The following is a 17,724-nucleotide window of genomic DNA, read 5'->3' on the forward strand; positions in this document are numbered from 1 at the left end:
ATAGCCGAGTTCCATACCGACTTCGGCGGTTTACGGTGTGCGACACCACAAGCCGTGCACCGGATGCCGTCCGCGTTTCCCGCCGCGCTGCTCGGCTCCGGCCGACCGTTGACACTGCGCGGCGCGGGGCATTCGTGCGATGGGCAGACCGTCACCGACGGCGAATTGCTGGTCACCTACGCACCGAAATCCGTAGCGGCACAGGTGCGGGAGCTCGACGCGGATCTGGTCGAGACGCCCGCCGGCATGAGCTGGTACGGCCTGGAACGGTACCTGAACAGCCGCGGCCGCTCGTTCCCGGTACTGCCCAATTACCTGCACATGTCGATCGGCGGCACGCTGTCTGTCGGCGGCATCGGGATCGACTCGATACGGCACGGGATGCAGGTCGATCACGTGGAACGAATCCAGCTGATCGACGGAACGGGCGCCAGCCGCTGGTGCTCACGAACCGAGCACCCGGAGCTGTTCCGATTCGCGCTCGGTGGGCTCGGCACGGTCGGGCTGATCGAACGCGCCGTGCTGCGCACGGTCCCCTATCGCCGGGATACCCACCTGCACAGAACGTTTCACGTCGATCTGGCCGAACTCGCCGAGCACACCGAGGCGGTCGCACGCCGCGACGACGTCGAGGTCTACTGGGCGATGCTGCGCCGCGGCCGAATCTTCTCCGTCAGTGGGCGGCGCGGGGGCGATCGGCAACGCTGTGACGGCGAGGACAGTGCGGTCGTCTCCGATCTGCCCTTCGACGGACACCCCGACACCGACCACGCGTCCGAGAGTTTCGACCGCGCACGCCTGTGGACCGACTACGTCGTCCCGGCCGGTCGGCTCGCGCCGATGCTGGCGGCCATCGAGGCAGAGCGTCGGCGATCGCCGTTGCGGCACATCCCGACGATGGTGTACCTGCTGATCGTGCGTCGGCCGCCCGGCCGTCCGTCGTTCGCCTTCGCGCCGATCGGCGATGCCCCTGTCTCGATCGGAGTCGGTATCTATGCCTCGATCGACGGCGACCCGGCCACCGCGGCCGCCGTTCGCGGCGTGTTCGGCGAACTCCTGCGGCTCTGTTGTGAATCGGGCGGGCGTCCTTACCTTTACGGGGTCACCGATTTCGAAGAGGATCTGGCCCAACGATTTTACGGGCGGGATCTGGACGAACTGGCACGGCTACGCTCGGTACACCGTGCGGAGCACATCAACGCTCAGCTCCCCCTCGTACGGGCTGCTACTGCGCACCGGGCCAGGTAGGGGTGCCGTACACATTCAGTTTGTCGACGCCGTTCTCGGCGGAGACACCCAGTCCGAACGCCGACCAACGCCAATCCGCCCCGTGTGATCTCGCTGTCTGCGCGAGCACGTCGATCGCGTGGGTGGTGCCGTGATGCTTTGCGGCGAGTTCGTTCACCACTCCGGTCACATCGTCGAATCGTCGCGTCGCCACCGAGAGCGCGAAGGACTGGACTCCTGCGGCACGCGAAAAACAGACGAAGAAGTCGTGGTCATGCAGGCGGGCCGGATCGACGCCACATCGGGTCAGCTCGGAGAGCGCTTCCCACGCCGGGTCGCCGAAATGGCGGACCAGCTTCATCGGCACGGCAGGGTCGCGGTTTCGCGAGGTCAGGTAGACCTTGTGATTGACTTCCCCGCGCACGTCCACCTCGAGCGCGACGACGGCGTATTTGAAAAGCTCGTCGTGCTCCGATACCGGCATCAACCCTGCGAAGCCCGGCCAACCTTCGCGGAGCCTTTCGATCCCACCCGGCACGATCGACGCACTGCCGTACAACTTGAGGCGGGCGACATGATGCGGTACCGCCGCATCATGGACGACCCCGATCCATGTCGCAAAGCGCACTCGCGCAGGGACTTCCGCGGGGTCTGGGTACAGTGTCGCGACAAACGACCGGAACCGATCGACAACGGTCTCGTCGCCATTCGGCAGCAAGCCGATGAGATCCCGGATCGCGGCGAGCTGAGCGTCGACGCGCGAGTCGAACCCCGTCGCTTGGGTCGCGGCCTCGGTGAGGTAGCGAATACCGGGCACATATTCCCCACGCCCACCGGCCACGCTCACCTCGAACGGCATACCGGACAGGGTCAGTCCGCTGGCACGGCCGCCGCTCGGCCCATGGGAAACCAGTTGCCCTCCGCAAGCACGCTCCACCGCGGTGCGGACGAGCGCCGGATCGCATGCCAGGTGCAACCGATCGGCCGCCGCGACCAAATAGTCTCCGGCGGCCGCGACCATCTTCTCGGTCACACTTGCTGGGTGCCGCTCGGTGCGGCGGACCCGACGGCCTGTGGGACCGACTGAGCGGCGCCGCTACTCGGAGGACGGAAGAAGCCTTCGAATCCTTCGCCTTGCACGACGGGAACCAGCCGCTGGCCCACGATCATGCGCGGCCCGGAACCGTCGACGACGACCAATGCGCTCTGATCTCCCCATTTCACGACATCACCGGTCTTCGGCCCATCCGTCGCCTTCGGCCAGGGATGCTCCGGCGAATCGGGCGGGGCAATTCCGGAATACGCTGCGTTCGCGTCGCTCCCGTTCGGGATTTGCATAGCTTTCTGCAGCGCCTCGGCGACCCCGGACGAAACCTGATGCGGTTCGACACCCTGCATCTTCAGGTCGACGGGCGCGTTCGGATTGGGGTTGGGCGGTGGCGTCGTACCCGCCGGGGCCGCCGTGCCGCCGGGTGGCGCTTCCACGGAAGCCTGCGCGGTTGCCGCGCCTGGCGAAGGCGATCCCGCCGTACCGGACTGCGGTTGATAAAGGGCACTGTCCGCGCCGCCGCTCTCCGGTTTCATCTGGCCGCCGCCCATCATCTGCCCGAACTGATTGCCCAGCGGACCCAGAGCACCGAGAGACGAGCCGAGGGCCGGTCCGAGCGCGCCCAACGGGTTGGCGGCCGGGTTGTTCGCGGCCTGCTGAACACCCTCGTTGTTCCCGGTAGCCGATTCCTTGATGTCGTCGATCGCCTGCTGGATGCTGTCGGTTCCCGTACCTGTCGTACCGTCGGAATCTTTGCCGCTACCGGAGGTCTCGTTCCCCGTGCCGGTCCCCGTAGAATCGCCGACTTGCTCGACTGCACCGTCCTCGGTGTTCGAACCGAGTTGCGCGAGAATCTCTTTCGTCTCGGCGTCGTCACCGGTGCCGGTGTCGTTGGGTGTCTGCTGACCGTTCCCGGTCGGCGCCTGCTGACCGTTCCCGGTCGGCGGCTGCTGGCCATTCCCGGTCGGCGGCTGCTGATTTCCAGTAGGCGGCTGCTGATTTCCAGTGGGCGGTTGCTGATTTTCGGTCGGCGTCTCCTTCTCCTTGGCGGGCGGTTTACTCTTGCCGTCGCTACCGTCCGGATCCGAGGCATCCACGGTACCGGACTTTTTCCGGACGTATTCGGCCGCTGCCGCGTACGCCTTGTCCCACTCTCCGGCGGCGATATCGATCGCCTTGAGGTACTTCTGTTCCGCCGCGGGAGTCAGCTCGAATTCGCCGGTATCCTTGTTCTTTTTGAACAGGGGGTGCTCAGCGCCCATAGGGAAGCTCTTATCGGGAAGGTAATCGAGGCCCTCGACATCTTTCTTCCCAGGCTTGTATATAAGATCGTTTCCATCATTACTCTTGGTGAGGGTACCGATATCCTCGTTCTTTCCGTCACCCTTCGGGAAGTTCCATTCGAGGAATTGTTTCAGCTCCTTGTACACACCGGTCAGCGTGCCGAAGAGCTCCTTCCCTTTATCGTTGGATTCGAAGATGTTCTTATCGACCTCCCCCTTCCATTTCGCACGCTCGTCCTGGAGTTGCTTCAAATGATCCGTGAGGCCCGAATGGTTTTCACGTAGCTGCGACACGCCCTCCGCATTGTCGATCAGAGTGCTGTCCAGAAGTCCGGAGAAATCGGTCTCCTTCAGCGGTTTGCCCGTCCCCAGGGTATCGATAGACATCTGCATCGCATACCGCGTGTCCTTGACCGCTTTATCGAGCAAACTGTCCTTCTTGGTTCCCACCGGTGGCCACAGCTCGATACGGTAAAGATGGTCGCCTTCGTCCGCCGAATCAAAGCCTCGCGGAATCGTCGCGAACTTGATTTCAGCGTCCTTTCCTTCCGCGGCCTGCTTCTCCTTGATATACTCGCTATTAGGGTCTCCGGACCACACCGCGTTAGCGAGTTTCTGATACTTCATGTCGGTCCGGAGATCCCAGTCATTCATATCAGTGGTGAAATCGTCACGGACCATATCTTGTCTCGTGTCCGACTTCAGCTTGCCCAGGACCTCTGTCAATTCCGCAGAATTCAGCTTCTCGAGCTTGTCCATCGCCTGTTTGGCTTGATCGGAACTGAAGAAGTCGTTGTCCCAGGTTCGGTGATGAATTTCGTGAATCTCATTGACAGTCTTATCGACCTTGTCCTTATCGACCTCAACCATCAGACTCTCCTCTGCTCAACGGAGCCGTCGGCTCCCGCCGTAGCCTTCGACAACTCGGCGACGAGCGGAGGCGCTCCACCGATAGGACCGGCACTGATGGCGCCACCACTGGGCGACGCCGGGACCGAGACGGCACGCGCCGCGTCCGGCAACTGCGGATGCTCCGCGATCTGGCCGTAGGCATAGAGCACATCGCGCAGCCGGCGCCGGTCGGGCTCGCCCGCGGCGAGCAACTGCAGAATTTCATCCGCACGGCGCTCGAATGCCCTGTCGCGCAAAGATTCCGGCCCTGCTCCGCGGCCACCGGCGGCGATCTCCTCCCACCATGGCGCCGGAACGGGGAGGTCGGCGTGCAATGCGTCGATGATCCGCTGCCGCCGGGCACGCTGTGCCGTGGTGCCCGATCCGACCGCGGTGACGGCGCGGCGGACCTGCGTATCCGCCGAGCGCGCCAGCTCGAGACAGACCGCGCGGAGTTCCGATTCGGGCACCTCCGCCGCACGCCGCAGCGAATCCTCCGAGCCGCCCATCTCGAGCCGGTCCGATAGACCGATGCCAGGTGCGGAGAGATCGACCGTGCACTCGGCCGCGCGCACGTTCCCCTCGGTCGCGACGTCGTCACCGAGGGCGACACGCACGGTGTCGGAGACAGCCGACGACGATGCCAAGGCGCTGGGACGGCCGATCCCCAGCCGCCCTGCCACCAATCCGAATGCCGTCAGAATGCGGGCCGGGTCCGGATTGCCCTCGAAATCCGCCACCAGCTCTCGGCCCTGGGCGCCGAGCGGAGCATCCCACCGCCAGGGGACGAAGACCTCGGACGGCAGGAACAATCCCGGGGGGAGCCAGCCGCGGCCCTCGGTCGAGGTCACCAGTACCAACGGCCCCTCCGCGCCGCGCAGAACTCCGACTCCCCAGCCCAGGCCCGGGTGCGAGTTCCCTACTGCGGCAAGAATCGCGGCGAGTAGCGTGCGCGCGAGTTCCAAATCGTGATCGGCCCCGTCGCCCACCACCAGAGGGGGTAGCGACGTGCGATTTCCGGCCGTGGCTGTCGCCGAGAAGAATGGACCGGCCGATAGCGGCCGGGGTGGCGTGGGGCCGGTCCCCCCGCCGCCGGCCATCGCGGTCGGTGGTAGCGCGCCGGACAGCGGCGCACCGACGATGGGGGTAGCGCCCGCGGAATCGCCTACCGGCCCGGCGGAATTGTCCGCGACGGACACGGGAGCTGGGGCGGCGGAACCATCGACGGTGCCGGATCCCGATGCGTCGGTCATCGGGGCCGAGGTCACGGGGGGCGCGGATCCGTCCGCCGCGACACCTTGGTCGAATGTTCCGGCAGGTGGCGACGAGGTCGCGGAGACCGGTGATGTCAGGTCCGGCCGACCGGTCACGCCCGGCGCATCGGGCTCCCCGGGTGTGCCGATCTGCTGCCGCCCCGGCTGCGTGCCGTCCACGGGCGGCGGCGTCTCACGGGTGGCACCCGGCGGCGCCGTGGGATCGATGCCACCGTGTGGTCCCGACCCCCCGGGGGCGAACTTCTCAGGACTACCCGAGTTGGAGACCCGGCTCCCGCCGGAGTCGTCGTTCGCTTCGAGTGCCTCTGCCGATTCGAGCAGCTTGTCCCGAGTCTGTTCATGATCGCGGGCCAGACGTTCGGCCTTCCGGTGCCGCCGGTCGTAGTATTCCCGCGCGGCCACCACCATCGGCCCGCCGAAGGGCCCGCTGCTGGCCTCCAAATCGTCGAGCCACCCGTGCGGGATTTCGCCCCACTTCCGGATGTCCGCTGCGCGCCGTTCATGCTGCCCGGCCATTTCGCGCAGCTGATCCGGCTCGATGCTCATGTAGTTCGGCATACTCTGCCCATCGTCACGCCCGGCATCTCGAGATCATTCTCTCGCCTCCCCGAAGTTGGGAACCGGATTCGGATCGTTCCCGGCACGCCACTCGTCCACGATTTCCGAGATCGGCCGCGGCAGAATGCCGGGGTCGTTCATGGTGATGTCGTACTGCCTGCGTGCGTCCTGCGTGCTCTCGACGATGGCCGCCATGATGTCGGCGACCAGTTCGTCGTTGTCGAGCCGGTCGCACGTACCGGGGGCCAGATACAGATCCCGCAACCGCCCGTAGGAATCGACCTCGGGAATGACCAAGCCGCTCGGAGACGGGCGGCGCGCCACGATGGCGTCGGCGCGTTCGCGCACCTCCGCGAGTCGATGCCGCAACTCCCGCGTCACGCTGATCGCGAGCTGTACCTCGGGATGGAGTTCTCTCACTGGTCCTCACTCATCCATACAGAACGCACGGGCTCGCACCGGACATGTCGTCAGGACCGGTCGATGGTGTCGGGACCCGCACTCGGCGGCGGCGTCTGCGGCGCGGCCACCGCATTGGGCGGCGGGCCGCCCGTGACGGTGGGGGCCGATACTTGTCCCGGGGTGGCCGCCGGGCGAGCCACCCGCGTGTCCTCGGCCACCGATACCGCGGCCGGAGCCTCCTCGAACCGAGGATGTTTCACGATCTGTTCGTGCGCGTATACCGCGTCCCGCAGCTGCTGCCGGGTGGACTCCTCGCCCAGCAGCATGACCAATTCGTTGCAGCGGCGCTCGAAGACAACAGCGCGCAGGCCCGCGGTCTCCTCGTCGACGCGCAGATCTCCGAGTTCGACGCGGCCGACGTCGACGCGCTGCGACAGCATCGAGGCGGCCAACATGTCGTCGGCGTCGCGCAATTCGTCCCACCAGGACGCCGGGATATCGCGTCCGGCCTGGACGGCGGCCAGGATTCGATCGCGCAACCCACGCGAATTCTCGACATCGGGATCGGTGGCGGCGCCGCGACGCACCTTCGCGTGCGCGTCCACCGCCAGCTCCACACACCGCTCACGCACCTGCGAATCCGGTACGGCCGAGACGTGTTCCAACGATTCCACGGAACCCACCAGGCCGAGCCGGTCGGCCGTGTCGGGAGTGAACACCCGCAGGTCGACGTCGTAGGCGGGTCCGACCAATCCCTCCATCGGGACGTTGGTGAAGCGAGAGCGCAGCCCGCCGTCGATCGGCCCGGACGACACCAGCGCCGACAGGCTGGCATTGGCCTTCGCGCCCCACGCCAGGCCGAATTCCGCCAGCACGCGCGCGGGGTCCGCGACTCCCTCCCACGGCGATCCCGCGTCTCCGGACTCGCCCGCCAGGAACTCGTCCCACACCCACGGGGTGGAGACCTCACGCGGCAGGAACAGCTCGGCGGGCATCCAGCCGCGGCCTTCGTTCGAGGTGATGAATACGCCCGTACCCGCGGGGCCGCGCATGACGGCCACCGCCCAGTGCAGGCCCAGGACGGACGAATCCACCGCGGCGAGCACCGCGCTCAGCAGTGTGCGGGCTATCACCAGGTCGTCGTCGACCGCGTCGCCGACCACGTAGGCGGGCTCGGCTTCCTTCTCCTTCGCCGCGGAGACGGCGGCCGCGAACGGTGTCGGTATCGGCATCGGCGTCGGCGGCTGGTCGGTGCGACCGGTCGCGCCGGTCGGCGGCTGGGTCGTTCCGCGGTCGTCGGCCGATCCGGCAACGGGACCAGCGGGCCCTCCCGGGCCTGCGGTCACACCGGGCGGAACGACTCCGCCAGCACCCGTCGCGGTCGCCCCGGCGCCGGGTGCGGCCGATACGCCGCCGGGGCCCGCGGCGCTCCCCACCGGGGCGCCGCCGGCCACTCCGGTCGGCTGGCCTCCCGCTCCCGCCGTATCGGACGGGTCCGCGCCGTTGACACCCGGTGCGGAGCCGTTCGGTGTGGAACCACCCGGTGTGACGCCGACCGGAGTCTGACCGTCCGGGGTGCCGACATCGCCGGGCGGCCTGCCGGTGACGGGCGAATCGCCCGGGGTGATCGTCGGTCGAGGCTGCGTCGACGGCATCTGCGAATCCGGTCGCCCGTTGACGTCTTCACCCGCGCGCGAGACCTGCCTGGCGGCGTTGTCATCCGCCTCTTCGAAGTCGTTCGCGGCCTTGCGCAGCGAATCGCCGGTCCTTCTATGCTGTGCGGCGAGTGCGTATCCGGCGTTCTTTCGCGCGTTGTAGTAATCGTCGAGCGCTCGCTTGACCGGAGACGCGATCGCGCCGTAGCTGTCGATGAAGCTGTCGAGCCAGGCCTGCGGCGGTTCAGCCCAAGCCTCCGTGTCGGCGGCGACCCGATAGTGCTGTTCCGCCAATTCACGCAGGACGTCTGGGTCGATATCCATGCTGTCTGGCATGCGCGGGCCGATCCTTTCCCACCATCAACGTCGGGACTATTGTCAGCCCTTCCCAACAGTGAGAATGCGGGTCAACTGGGATTACCCGTCCGCTCAACGCGTCGGAGGCGCGGTGACGGTCGAGCGGCGCGACGGTCCCTCCGGCGGCGGCGCGGGGGCCGCCTGGCCGAACGACGGGTGATCCACCAACTGCCCGTGCGCGTAGACGGCATCGCGAAGCAGTTGCCGGGTCGGCTCTCCCGCCAGTATCGACACCAGTTCGTTGCAGCGCCGTTCGAATGTCATCGCCCGCAGGGCCGACAGGTCCGCGGCGGCGGGATTCTCCGAACGCAGTTCTCCGAGGGGAATTCGCGAGACATCCGTCCTCAGCGACAGCATCGACGCCGCCAGCAGGTCGTCACAATCGCGCAGTTCTTCCCACCACTGCGCGGGGACGTCACGCCCCTGCCGGAATGCCTGAAGTATCTGTTCCCGGAGGGCGGCGCTGCCCATCGACGCCGTCACACTCGAACCCAGTCGCGCCAGCCGCAAATGCGCACTCGCCGCGAGGTCCGCGCACCGGCCGCGGATCTGCCCGACGGGAACGCCGCGGACCCGATCCAGCAGCTGCGGTGCACCGACCAGTTCCAGTCGGTCCACCAAACCCGTTGCCGGAGCGGAGAATTGCATCGTCGGATCGGCCCCCACCGACCCCAGGGTCGATACGTTCGCCAACTGGCGCCCGAGGCCCTCGTCGATCGGCTGAGAGGAGACCAGTGCGGACAATCGGACCCCCGATTTGCCACCCCACGCCAGCGCGAACTCCGCCAGCACCCGCGCGGGGTCGGCGACGCCCTCCCAGCCCGCGCCCTCCGAGACCGACCACACCCACGGGGTCGACAGTTCCCGTGGCAGGAACAGCCCCGACGGCAGCCACCCGCGACCCTCGTTCGAGGTCACGAAGGCGCTGACGCCGTCGGAACTCCGCATCACCGCCACCGCCCACGCGGGCCCGACGACCGGGGCGGCCGCCAGCAGGCTGCTCAGCAGCGTCCGAGCGAGCACCAGATCCCCGTCCACGCGCTCACCGATCATGAAACTCGGTGCGGCGGCCGAGATCATCGCGGCGCCCACCGCATCCCGCACCAGCCCGTCGCTGCCGTGCTTGTCCTCGGAATCGCCTGGCTCCGTTGGTTTTTCACTACCGGCCGAGCCGGGCTGCTGGTCCTGCCGGATCGGCGGCGGGCCCTTGACCGGTGGGACCGCGCCCGCGGGCGCCGTGACACCGGCCGCAGGACCCGGGCCGAGCGGCCCCGGCGCCGCCGAAACCTTCGGCGCCGATACCGGGAACCGCGAGTCGGCGGCCGGTGGCGTCGTGGCGCTCACCTGCCCCGGCGACGGCGGTGGAGTAGCGGCGGCGGGCCCCGCCGACATCACGGGCTGGGGCAGCACGGTCGGTTGTTGTGCGGCGATCGCCTGTGCCGCGGCCAGCGCGCTGAAGGGGGCACCCACGCCCGGTTCGTCGGCCTCGGATTCCGAGGAACCCGCGTCGCGGCCCGATCGGGCCGCCGCACCGAAGTCTGCCTGTTCATCGAGCGAATCACCGGAATCCTCAGGCGATTCCGAATGCGTCGAGGCGTTGTCCACCGACCCGGCGACCGCCGGTTTCGAGGGTGCCGATCCGGCCTCCGTCGACCCCGGGGCCGCCCCAGCCGCCACCGATTCGCCCGGCTGCGGCGCTCCGCCCGCGATCGATTGCCCCGCCGGGTCCCCCGGCGCGGAACCGACCACCGACGTCGACGGTGGTGGCGCCCCGGGCGCGCCGGGTTCCGATGGATTCGCGGGCAGCGGCCCCGCTTCGAGCCGGCCCGGGTGAAGTTGGCCATCCGGCGGCCCGCCCGGGAACAGTCCGTCGGCAAAGCCGGGCGGGAGATGAACAAGGGGGAGATTGTGTCCCAGCCGCTCCACAAGCCTTTCCAGGCCGCGCAATTCGGGGATGGACGGGACGTAGCCCTCGCCCGGGAGACGAAGATTCGGCGGTAGCAGCCCCGGCGGCAGCTGCCGATAGGGACCGCCCTGCCGATACGGGCCGTCGTGGTGTTCGCGGGGACGGTGATCCGGCCCCGGATGCACCGGATCCCACGGCCCCGGCTGTCCCAGCAGCCGGGCGAGCAGATCCAGCTCCGGCAGCCCCTGCGGACTGATGTCCCCGAGTGCGCGGGCGACCGTCTCGGCGACCTCCGCCCTCGCCCGCTCGAGGATCCCCGCTACCCGTTCGCGATCCGCGGCCGCCTCGGCCTTCTCCGCCTCCTCGGAATCGTCCTCCGAGGAGTCCTCGCTGTAGACCTGGCGGATCTTGCGGGTGGCCTGATCGACGATATCGAGGATCCGATTGCGCGTGCGGTATACCGAATCGGAAATGCGGCCGAAGGTATCGGCAGCGGCGACCAGGGCATCGACGAATCGATGCAGGCTGCCCTCCTGGGCCAGCATCTCTTCCTTGATCGGTTCCAGCCCGGCACTGGACCGTGAGCCCTCCTCGAAGGCCCGCCGGGCACGCTCTGCCTCGTACGGATCCAGAGCGGCGGCGCCATCGCGGGCGACCCGCTCCAGTCTGCCCCACTCCCGGGGCGAGATCTCCGGCCACTTGTCACCGACAATGGCCTTCCAGTACGGACTCGTGCGCTCCGGCTCCATAGGCGATCAGGCCGACTCGGACCGCTGCACGCGCGCACCTCCGGCGATATCCGTATCGCGGTAACCGTTGTTGGTGCGGACGGTGCGCACGTAGGTGTTCCCGGCGTCCTTGTCCCGTTCGGCTATCCATCGATCGATCCACCCGGTGACCAGATCGCATACCTGGGCGTGCCGATGGTCGAGAGTCGATTGCGGACGGGTCGTCAGGACCAGGTCCCGGTTCACCGATCCGGCGCCCCCGGTGAACGAGCAGTGGGCGGTATGCCGGTGTCCCGCGGTAATATTCAGGTCGTCCGGATCATCGATATCCAACTTGTCGAATCCCACGTCGACTCCTGTCTCGCGATGAAGGGGTTCAGCGAGGTCCGCCGAGTTCGGCGATCTCCGTTGCCCGGTAAGACGATTCGGTAGGCAGATCGAACGAGTCGATGGTGTAGGGACGGGTGCCGTTGGCCTCCATCTCCGCGCGCAGCCCGACCCGGGACTTCATATGCGCCAGGCGGGCAAGCCGGACGATCTCGGTGGCCAGCCACTGGTCACCGTTGTCGCGGGCCTCGTCGGTGATGTGCAGCCCCACGATCTCGCCGTCGCGGTCGCAGGCGACGCCGAGGCTGTGATCGAGGGTGAACACCTCATAGGTCATGGCGCGCCAGTCCGGCGCCGGAGACTCCTCGTCCTCGAGGTAGTCCGCTGCTTGTGGTTCTGTCATCGGATACTCCTAAAATGTTGCGGCAGCGCCGGATTCGTACTGCGGCGAAAGAGGTTCGGCGAGTCGCTCGGCGAGTGCGTTCCACGCGCTGTCGTCGATCGTCATGACCTGACGCAGCTGCCAGAATCGGGCGCCCAGATACAACTCGCCGGTGCCGTCGGGAGCGATGTCGATATGGTCGGGCCCGTCCGCTTCGGCGTTGAGCGCGACCGTGGTGATCGGCGGAACCAGATCGTCGACGTTGATGATGGTCCCCGTGCCGCCGGGAATGAAACTGCGCCGGAAGCGATCCCCCGCCTCGATAGCCATCTCGGTGCCGTTGGTGGTGAGTGTGATCTCGGGATTCAACAGCAACTGCGTCACCCACGAGCGCGCCGCGAGTTCCGGTCGGTCGGCGTTGATCGAAATGGTGAGGGTATTGGCCAGATCCACCACCAGCACGGCGTTGGCCTGCGTGACGCCGACGATCACCAGCCGCCCGGGGGTTCCCGTGGGAAAGGGCAGGTCGTCGGCCGCGAGAGTGGTGACGTCCGACCCGCCCCCGGCGCCGGCGACCGGATGCGCGGCCACCGTACCGGTCGCGACATCGATGGTGTACGCGACGACCGGGTCCGCGGCCCGCCCGGCCACACCGGACAGCCGGATCAGACCCTCGTTGTGTAGCCACCGAACGGTGTCGGCGACCGTGACGCCGTCGTCGGCACTCACGACGCCGACTCCGAGGCCGCCGCGGCAGGTTCGGTCTCGAGCGGGTCGTTCCACGGATCCGAATCCATCAACTGCTCGTACTGGCGGGCGGCGTCGGCGGTGCTGTCCCGGACCGCGGCCATGATCTCGGCGACCAGTTCATCGCATTCGAGCCGGTCGGCGGTCCCCGGGGCGATGTAGAGGTCGGTGAGCCTGCCCATGGCATCGATCTCGGGGATCACCGCCCCGCTCGGCGACGGCCTGCGCGCCCGGATCGCATCGATCTTCTCGCGCAGATCGGCGATGCGATGCCGCAGGTCACGGGCGGCGTCCAGGGCCGCCTGCACGTCGGGGTGCATATCACTCATGCGGAACCTCCGGATTGGGTCGGTGCCTGATTGGCCTGGGACGGCGTCGGCGGCGTCACCGTCGGCGCGATCGTCGGTTTCTCGCCGATCACCGGATCGGTGTGCGGGGTGTCGTCGACGTACATGAGCCGGTCCGGGTGCCAGGCGACCACGCGGTTGCGTTCGTTGTTCCCGCCACCCGCGCCGCCCATGCCCGGCGCCATCGGCATATACGGCATCATCGGCGATCCCATTCCCGCACCGCGCCCGGCCGCGGCCGCCGACGACGAGGACAGCGGTTCGATCACCGGGGTGCGCGGCGCACCGGCGGGACCGCTGCTCGCGCTCCCGGTGCTGCCGACCATCGGCATCGGCCCGACCGTTACCGCATCGCTCCCCGAGCCCATCGCGGCGGTGATATCGCCGATCGGGGCAGCGCCACCGGCCGATCCGCCCCCACCGCCGCCGTAACCTCCGAGGCCGTAGTCGTCGTACCCGCCGTACTCCTCGAGCGCCTCGGTGGAATCTCCCAGGCCCTCCTGTCCCAGTCCCGACATGCCCGAGGATGCCAGCGAGCTCACCATCGACGGCAGCATGGACGCGAGGGCCTGCATGATCTGATCGGATTCGCCGCCGCCCCCCGAGCTCTCGCCCTGTCCGCTCTTCCCGTTGACGGTGCCCTCGTAGCCCGCGACCGTCTCCGCCGATCGCGCGTTCTGCTCCTGGGTCTTGGCCAGCGCTTCCTGGATGCCGATCTGGTCCTTGGACCGCATCGCCTTCACCAGCTGCTTGCGGGCGGCGATGATCTCCTCGGGGGTGGGGTGCTTGGCCTTGGCGGTGCTGAACGCGTCGGCGTAGTCGTCGATGCCGCCGGCCAGCTTGCCCAGGGCGGTGCCCAGCTGATCCAGCATGCTGTGGTGTCGTTTCATATGCTTCGCGGCCTCGGAACCGACCGGCACCCAGTGCTGCATGGCCTGCGACGCGGCGTTCACGCTGGAGAGCGCGGCCTGATGCGAACCGCCGAGGTAGCTGCGGATGTCCTGAGCGAATTTGCTCGCGGGGCCGGGCCCCGGACCGGCGCGCAGCTGCTGCGCGAATTGCAGAGGGTCGACCGAGGCTCCCGCCGCGGGCATCTGGAACGACGGCGGCTGCTGAAAGACCGGCTCGCCGACATCCGGCACCGGGTTGTCCAACAGCTCCGCGCCACTGCCGTTCACCTTCCGCGCACCCTCGTCATCGGCGGCTGTGTAATCGGCGGCGGAGGCCCCGACCTTGTGCGCGGTCTTGCGCACTTCGTTCAGCAAGCCGGACAAGCCGTTGAACAGATCGGCCGCCTGCTTGTTCAGTTTCGGCACGTGCTGGGCCGAGATCGGATCGGAGCCCGCGGGCAGCACCCATCCCGACGGCCGCGCGTTACCGGTGGCGTTCGCCAGCTCGGCCAGCGTCGATGCCACCTTGGCGATATCCGTCGGTTCGACTTGTAGCGCCACACCTGCCTCCTCTCACCGCGCCCTGATCAGATCGGCCCCGACACGGCGGCCTGCACCGTCTGATCTCCGGTGGGTGCACCGGGTTCGCCACCGGAGCTCTCCGATCCGGCGGCATCGACGCCACGCGGATGCAGGAACCCGGCGAATCCGCCGAACTCGCCCGTCTTGTCGGACATGGTGTTCATATCCTCGGAGCGGAGTTGCTTCAGCTGACCGGCGATGATCGCTTCCATCGGCAGACCGGCCGCCGCGTCGCCGGCGCCAGCGGCGGCGGCCATATCGCCGCCCCCGCCGTCCTGACCGTTGCCGAACACGACCACGATCGCCGAGCGGTTCTTGTCCCACATCGCGACGTCGCCCGTCTTGGCCTGCGACGGATCGACCCGATCGCCGATCTGTTTCGAATCGGTCCACTTCGCCGGGGTGTTGGCGTAGGCGGCCTGCGCGTCCGTGCCCTGGGTGTTGGCGAACGCCACGTCCAGGCCCTGCGCGACGACCAGCGGGACCTTCTGCGTACGCCCGTCGGGGAAGGAGTAGTCCACCAGGCCGTCGGCCCCGGGAACACGCGGCGGCGGACCACCCGGGGGCGGTGCGGCTGCGTTGTTGGGCGGCGCGCCGTTCTGGGCGGCGTGCGCGGCCGGAGCGGCCTGCGCGGGCTGCGGTGTCGTGGATGCCTGTACGGCCGCCGGCTGCTGCGCCCGGCGCTGCTGCTCCATCTCCTGACGGCGGCGGTCGAGATCCCGGTCGGCCATCTCGCGCCGCATCTGTTCCTGCTGCGAGTACGGATTCATGCCCATGCCGTTCATGCCGTTCATGCCGAACGGGCTCATACCGAACGGGCTCATGCCGCCGAGGGGGTTCATGCCGCCCATGCCCCCCATGCCCGAGTCCATCGGTGAGGGCGTCTGGGCCGCGGGGGTACCGGCTTTCGCCTCGTCCTTGATCTGGTTGATCGCGTCGTCCAGGGATTTGGAGGGATCGGTCGATGGATCTTTGCCGAGACCGAGCCCGCCGCTGTCGTTCTGCCCGGGCTTACTGTCGGGACTACTGCCGTCGGGCAGCCCGGTGTCGATCGGCTTGAAGGTGGAATCGCCGGCGCTGCCGCCGCCACCGCCGGGGTTCTGATTCTGGCCCAACGAAGGCGGATCCCACGACTTCTGCCCGCCATTGGGGTTGCCGGATCCCAGTTGATCTTTCAGCTTCTTGTTCTCGTCTTGCAGGGTCTTTATCGACGCATTGGCATTCTTGAGTTCTGTCTCGAGCTGGTTCAGCTTCTTGGCTTCGTCGGTGACGCCTTCGCCGTTCCTCCCCTGCGCCTTGTCCGCACCCGCGGTCGTCTTGGCGCACTCCTCCAGCCGCTTCGCGACATAACCTTGGATATGCGCGTCCATGGACAGGCCTTGCGGGAGGGTAATCGCATCGTCGTTCAGGCCGTGGATAAGGCCTTCGAGGTCCCTCTGGAATTTTTTTCGGGCCTCCTCGGTTTCCTTGACCTTCTTGGCCACCGCCAAAACGGACTCCTGCATATTGCGGTAGGCCGTGGCAAGCTTCGAAACGATCGCCCCGTATTGAGCAGCTGTCTCGGAATTTCTCAGGTCGTTCAGCTTCGCTGGGTCGACCTGCCTCAGCTCATCGCTCTTGGGAAGGCCGGATATCTCGCCGGAGCCCAGCAGACCCCAGTCCTTACTGACCATCTCGAGCAGCTTGTGGTCGACTAGTTTCTTCGTGGCCTGGGAGATCTGGAACTGCTTCAGGTCGTGCGGGTATCCGTAGCCGGCATCGTCCGGAACCTCCAAGACGGGCATATCCGGTAGGTTAGCCACAAAAACCCCCGCCGATACTCTCTATCATACGGTTTCCAGCGGCCATTGCGAATAACCGTCCTTGTAACTTCCGACAGTCGGCGACATATTTTCTTTCCCCGCCTGCTTCGCCGCCTCTTTATCGAACGGAATTTTCTGGCCATCCTGACCGGCGGGCCGAGTCGGCATACTCGCAGGAATCGGCGTAGTACCGCCGGTGGGGTTGATCCCGCTGGAGACCAGCATGGTACCCAGACCGGCGCCTGCGGCATCGGACCGAGTCGATGACATGAGGAACCGGCCCATTCGGGCCATCTTGCCGGGGTCGTCGCCTCCGAGGCCCCCCATCCTCTTGTTGAAATCACCACCCACGGCCGTCTTCAGCCTCGCATTCAGCGCGCTCCTGGCGCCATCGCCGAGCTTCGAGCTGACCGCGCGAGCCAGTCCCGCTCCACCGAACCCGGCGAGCGCACCCATGGCCGCCGCCTCCCCCACCTCGGACCACGATCCACCCCGGATCCCGGCCACGGCCGCACCGATCAATCCGCCTCCGATGGTGGTGACGATCTTGCCGCCGGGAATGAGTGCGGTGAGGCCGGCGACCGCCCCGCCGGCGACGAAGTTCAACGCCCCGTCCCCGAGGTCACTCCAGAAACCCATGGATCCGCCTGCCTTCCTCGTCACCGGAGCGGAGGGCATGACATACCCGCACATTCCTCCGCTTCGTCGAGTTCATTGTCGGGGATTCCCAGCAATGGGAACCAGCGTGACCAGCACAGCGGTCAGGATTATGGTCGGGAGACCTGGACGAGTTGTCGTGGGAGCCACGATGTTTCCCGTAGCGGAGGATCGAGGCAGGCGGGAGGACCGGTAGCTGTGACCAGTCCACCGATGTGGCAGATGGGACTGGACCCGGAGCCCATCCCCGAGGCCGACGGCACCGCACAGGAGCCGGTGACGCCCTGGTCGGGCAAGGACCCGAAGCGGAAGCCCGGGGGCGGCGTCCCGGCGATCCCCGGCCCGAATGCGCCCGGGGCGGGTCCACTGGGTGCGCCGGAACCGCCTGCCGCCCCGAAAACACCGCAGTCCGGTCAGAACGGCTCCGGCCAGGGCACAGCGGCTCTCGCTCCGCCACCCGCGCCGCCGGTGGGCCAGGTGGCGCCTCCTGGCCAGGCGCAGGCCGCGCCCGCGACCGCTCCGCCCGCGGCACCCGCCGCGCCACCCCCGGCCCCGGCGCCCGCCGCGGAGCCGGAGCCTGCGCCGCTGGTGGAGCCCGACATGGTCTCCAGTCTGGCTCCGGCCGCGTTGCAGGCGGGTGCGATGGCGGCGAGCATGCTGC

14 protein-coding genes and 1 pseudogene are annotated in these 17,724 nt (G+C 67.8%); 2 read left to right on the top strand and 13 right to left on the bottom strand.

What is annotated here, in order from left to right; genetic code table 11:
• Positions 1 to 63 precede the first annotated feature (63 nt).
• Complete coding sequence (locus tag ACYVLQ_RS07075) at positions 64 to 1,248, top strand: FAD-binding oxidoreductase (protein ID WP_460696577.1); 1,185 nt, start codon at positions 64 to 66, stop codon at positions 1,246 to 1,248.
• On the opposite strand, the gene ACYVLQ_RS07080 is transcribed toward ACYVLQ_RS07075, so the two are convergent.
• The 13 genes from ACYVLQ_RS07080 to ACYVLQ_RS07140 form a co-directional block, all read right to left on the bottom strand.
• Positions 1,226 to 2,260, bottom strand: a complete 1,035-nt coding sequence (locus ACYVLQ_RS07080; protein ID WP_460696578.1) for a hypothetical protein — start codon at positions 2,258 to 2,260, stop codon at positions 1,226 to 1,228. The two genes, ACYVLQ_RS07075 and ACYVLQ_RS07080, sit on opposite strands and share 23 nt — an antisense overlap.
• On the bottom strand, positions 2,257 to 4,428 hold the full coding sequence (locus ACYVLQ_RS07085) for a hypothetical protein (protein ID WP_460696579.1): 2,172 nt from the start codon (positions 4,426 to 4,428) through the stop codon (positions 2,257 to 2,259). Before ACYVLQ_RS07085 ends, ACYVLQ_RS07080 begins: the two co-directional genes overlap by 4 nt.
• On the bottom strand, positions 4,428 to 6,269 hold the full coding sequence (locus ACYVLQ_RS07090; RefSeq protein ID WP_460696580.1) for a type VII secretion target: 1,842 nt from the start codon (positions 6,267 to 6,269) through the stop codon (positions 4,428 to 4,430). The genes ACYVLQ_RS07085 and ACYVLQ_RS07090 overlap by 1 nt, the downstream gene beginning before the upstream one ends.
• Positions 6,270 to 6,314: 45 nt before the next feature.
• Positions 6,315 to 6,701: a hypothetical protein gene (locus ACYVLQ_RS07095; RefSeq protein WP_460696581.1), complete on the bottom strand. Its 387-nt coding sequence runs from the start codon at positions 6,699 to 6,701 to the stop codon at positions 6,315 to 6,317.
• 50 nt (positions 6,702 to 6,751) lie between these two features.
• Complete coding sequence (locus ACYVLQ_RS07100) at positions 6,752 to 8,674, bottom strand: type VII secretion target (protein ID WP_460696582.1); 1,923 nt, start codon at positions 8,672 to 8,674, stop codon at positions 6,752 to 6,754.
• A gap of 93 nt (positions 8,675 to 8,767) precedes the next feature.
• Positions 8,768 to 11,350 carry a hypothetical protein gene (locus ACYVLQ_RS07105; protein ID WP_460696583.1) on the bottom strand — a complete coding sequence of 861 codons (2,583 nt, stop codon included), beginning with the start codon at positions 11,348 to 11,350 and terminating at the stop codon, positions 8,768 to 8,770.
• Between the two features lie 6 nt (positions 11,351 to 11,356).
• Positions 11,357 to 11,677: a hypothetical protein gene (locus ACYVLQ_RS07110; RefSeq protein ID WP_460696584.1), complete on the bottom strand. Its 321-nt coding sequence runs from the start codon at positions 11,675 to 11,677 to the stop codon at positions 11,357 to 11,359.
• Between the two features lie 28 nt (positions 11,678 to 11,705).
• On the bottom strand, positions 11,706 to 12,059 hold the full coding sequence (locus tag ACYVLQ_RS07115; protein ID WP_460696585.1) for a hypothetical protein: 354 nt from the start codon (positions 12,057 to 12,059) through the stop codon (positions 11,706 to 11,708).
• Between the two features lie 9 nt (positions 12,060 to 12,068).
• Positions 12,069 to 12,767 carry a hypothetical protein gene (locus tag ACYVLQ_RS07120; protein ID WP_460696586.1) on the bottom strand — a complete coding sequence of 233 codons (699 nt, stop codon included), beginning with the start codon at positions 12,765 to 12,767 and terminating at the stop codon, positions 12,069 to 12,071.
• Positions 12,764 to 13,114 (bottom strand): YbaB/EbfC family nucleoid-associated protein, encoded by a 351-nt coding sequence (locus ACYVLQ_RS07125; protein ID WP_460696587.1) that lies wholly within the window; start codon positions 13,112 to 13,114, stop codon positions 12,764 to 12,766. The genes ACYVLQ_RS07120 and ACYVLQ_RS07125 overlap by 4 nt, the downstream gene beginning before the upstream one ends.
• On the bottom strand, positions 13,111 to 14,583 hold the full coding sequence (locus tag ACYVLQ_RS07130) for a PPE domain-containing protein (RefSeq protein ID WP_460696588.1): 1,473 nt from the start codon (positions 14,581 to 14,583) through the stop codon (positions 13,111 to 13,113). The genes ACYVLQ_RS07125 and ACYVLQ_RS07130 overlap by 4 nt, the downstream gene beginning before the upstream one ends.
• Positions 14,584 to 14,609: 26 nt before the next feature.
• Positions 14,610 to 16,388, bottom strand: coding sequence for a hypothetical protein (locus ACYVLQ_RS07135; protein WP_460696589.1), 1,779 nt, complete (start codon positions 16,386 to 16,388; stop codon positions 14,610 to 14,612).
• A gap of 42 nt (positions 16,389 to 16,430) precedes the next feature.
• Positions 16,431 to 17,045 carry a hypothetical protein gene (locus ACYVLQ_RS07140; RefSeq protein WP_460696590.1) on the bottom strand — a complete coding sequence of 205 codons (615 nt, stop codon included), beginning with the start codon at positions 17,043 to 17,045 and terminating at the stop codon, positions 16,431 to 16,433.
• 216 nt (positions 17,046 to 17,261) lie between these two features.
• On the opposite strand from ACYVLQ_RS07140, the pseudogene ACYVLQ_RS07145 reads away from it, so the two are divergent.
• A pseudogene (locus tag ACYVLQ_RS07145) lies at positions 17,262 to 17,724 on the top strand (hypothetical protein); the annotation flags it as partial.

This window comes from Nocardia thraciensis (assembly GCF_054782435.1).

What these genes read in the sequence shown, in the direction of transcription:
- ACYVLQ_RS07125 (WP_460696587.1), bottom strand. Translation starts at nt 13,114, where the DNA reads ATGAGTGATATGCACCCCGACGTGCAGGCGGCCCTGGACGCCGCCCGT.
- ACYVLQ_RS07090 (WP_460696580.1), bottom strand. Translation starts at nt 6,269, where the DNA reads ATGAGCATCGAGCCGGATCAGCTGCGCGAAATGGCCGGGCAGCATGAA.
- ACYVLQ_RS07085 (WP_460696579.1), bottom strand. Translation starts at nt 4,428, where the DNA reads ATGGTTGAGGTCGATAAGGACAAGGTCGATAAGACTGTCAATGAGATT.
- ACYVLQ_RS07115 (WP_460696585.1), bottom strand. Translation starts at nt 12,059, where the DNA reads ATGACAGAACCACAAGCAGCGGACTACCTCGAGGACGAGGAGTCTCCG.
- ACYVLQ_RS07100 (WP_460696582.1), bottom strand. Translation starts at nt 8,674, where the DNA reads ATGCCAGACAGCATGGATATCGACCCAGACGTCCTGCGTGAATTGGCG.
- ACYVLQ_RS07140 (WP_460696590.1), bottom strand. Translation starts at nt 17,045, where the DNA reads ATGGGTTTCTGGAGTGACCTCGGGGACGGGGCGTTGAACTTCGTCGCC.
- ACYVLQ_RS07105 (WP_460696583.1), bottom strand. Translation starts at nt 11,350, where the DNA reads ATGGAGCCGGAGCGCACGAGTCCGTACTGGAAGGCCATTGTCGGTGAC.
- ACYVLQ_RS07075 (WP_460696577.1), top strand. Translation starts at nt 64, where the DNA reads ATGCCGTCCGCGTTTCCCGCCGCGCTGCTCGGCTCCGGCCGACCGTTG.
- ACYVLQ_RS07135 (WP_460696589.1), bottom strand. Translation starts at nt 16,388, where the DNA reads ATGCCCGTCTTGGAGGTTCCGGACGATGCCGGCTACGGATACCCGCAC.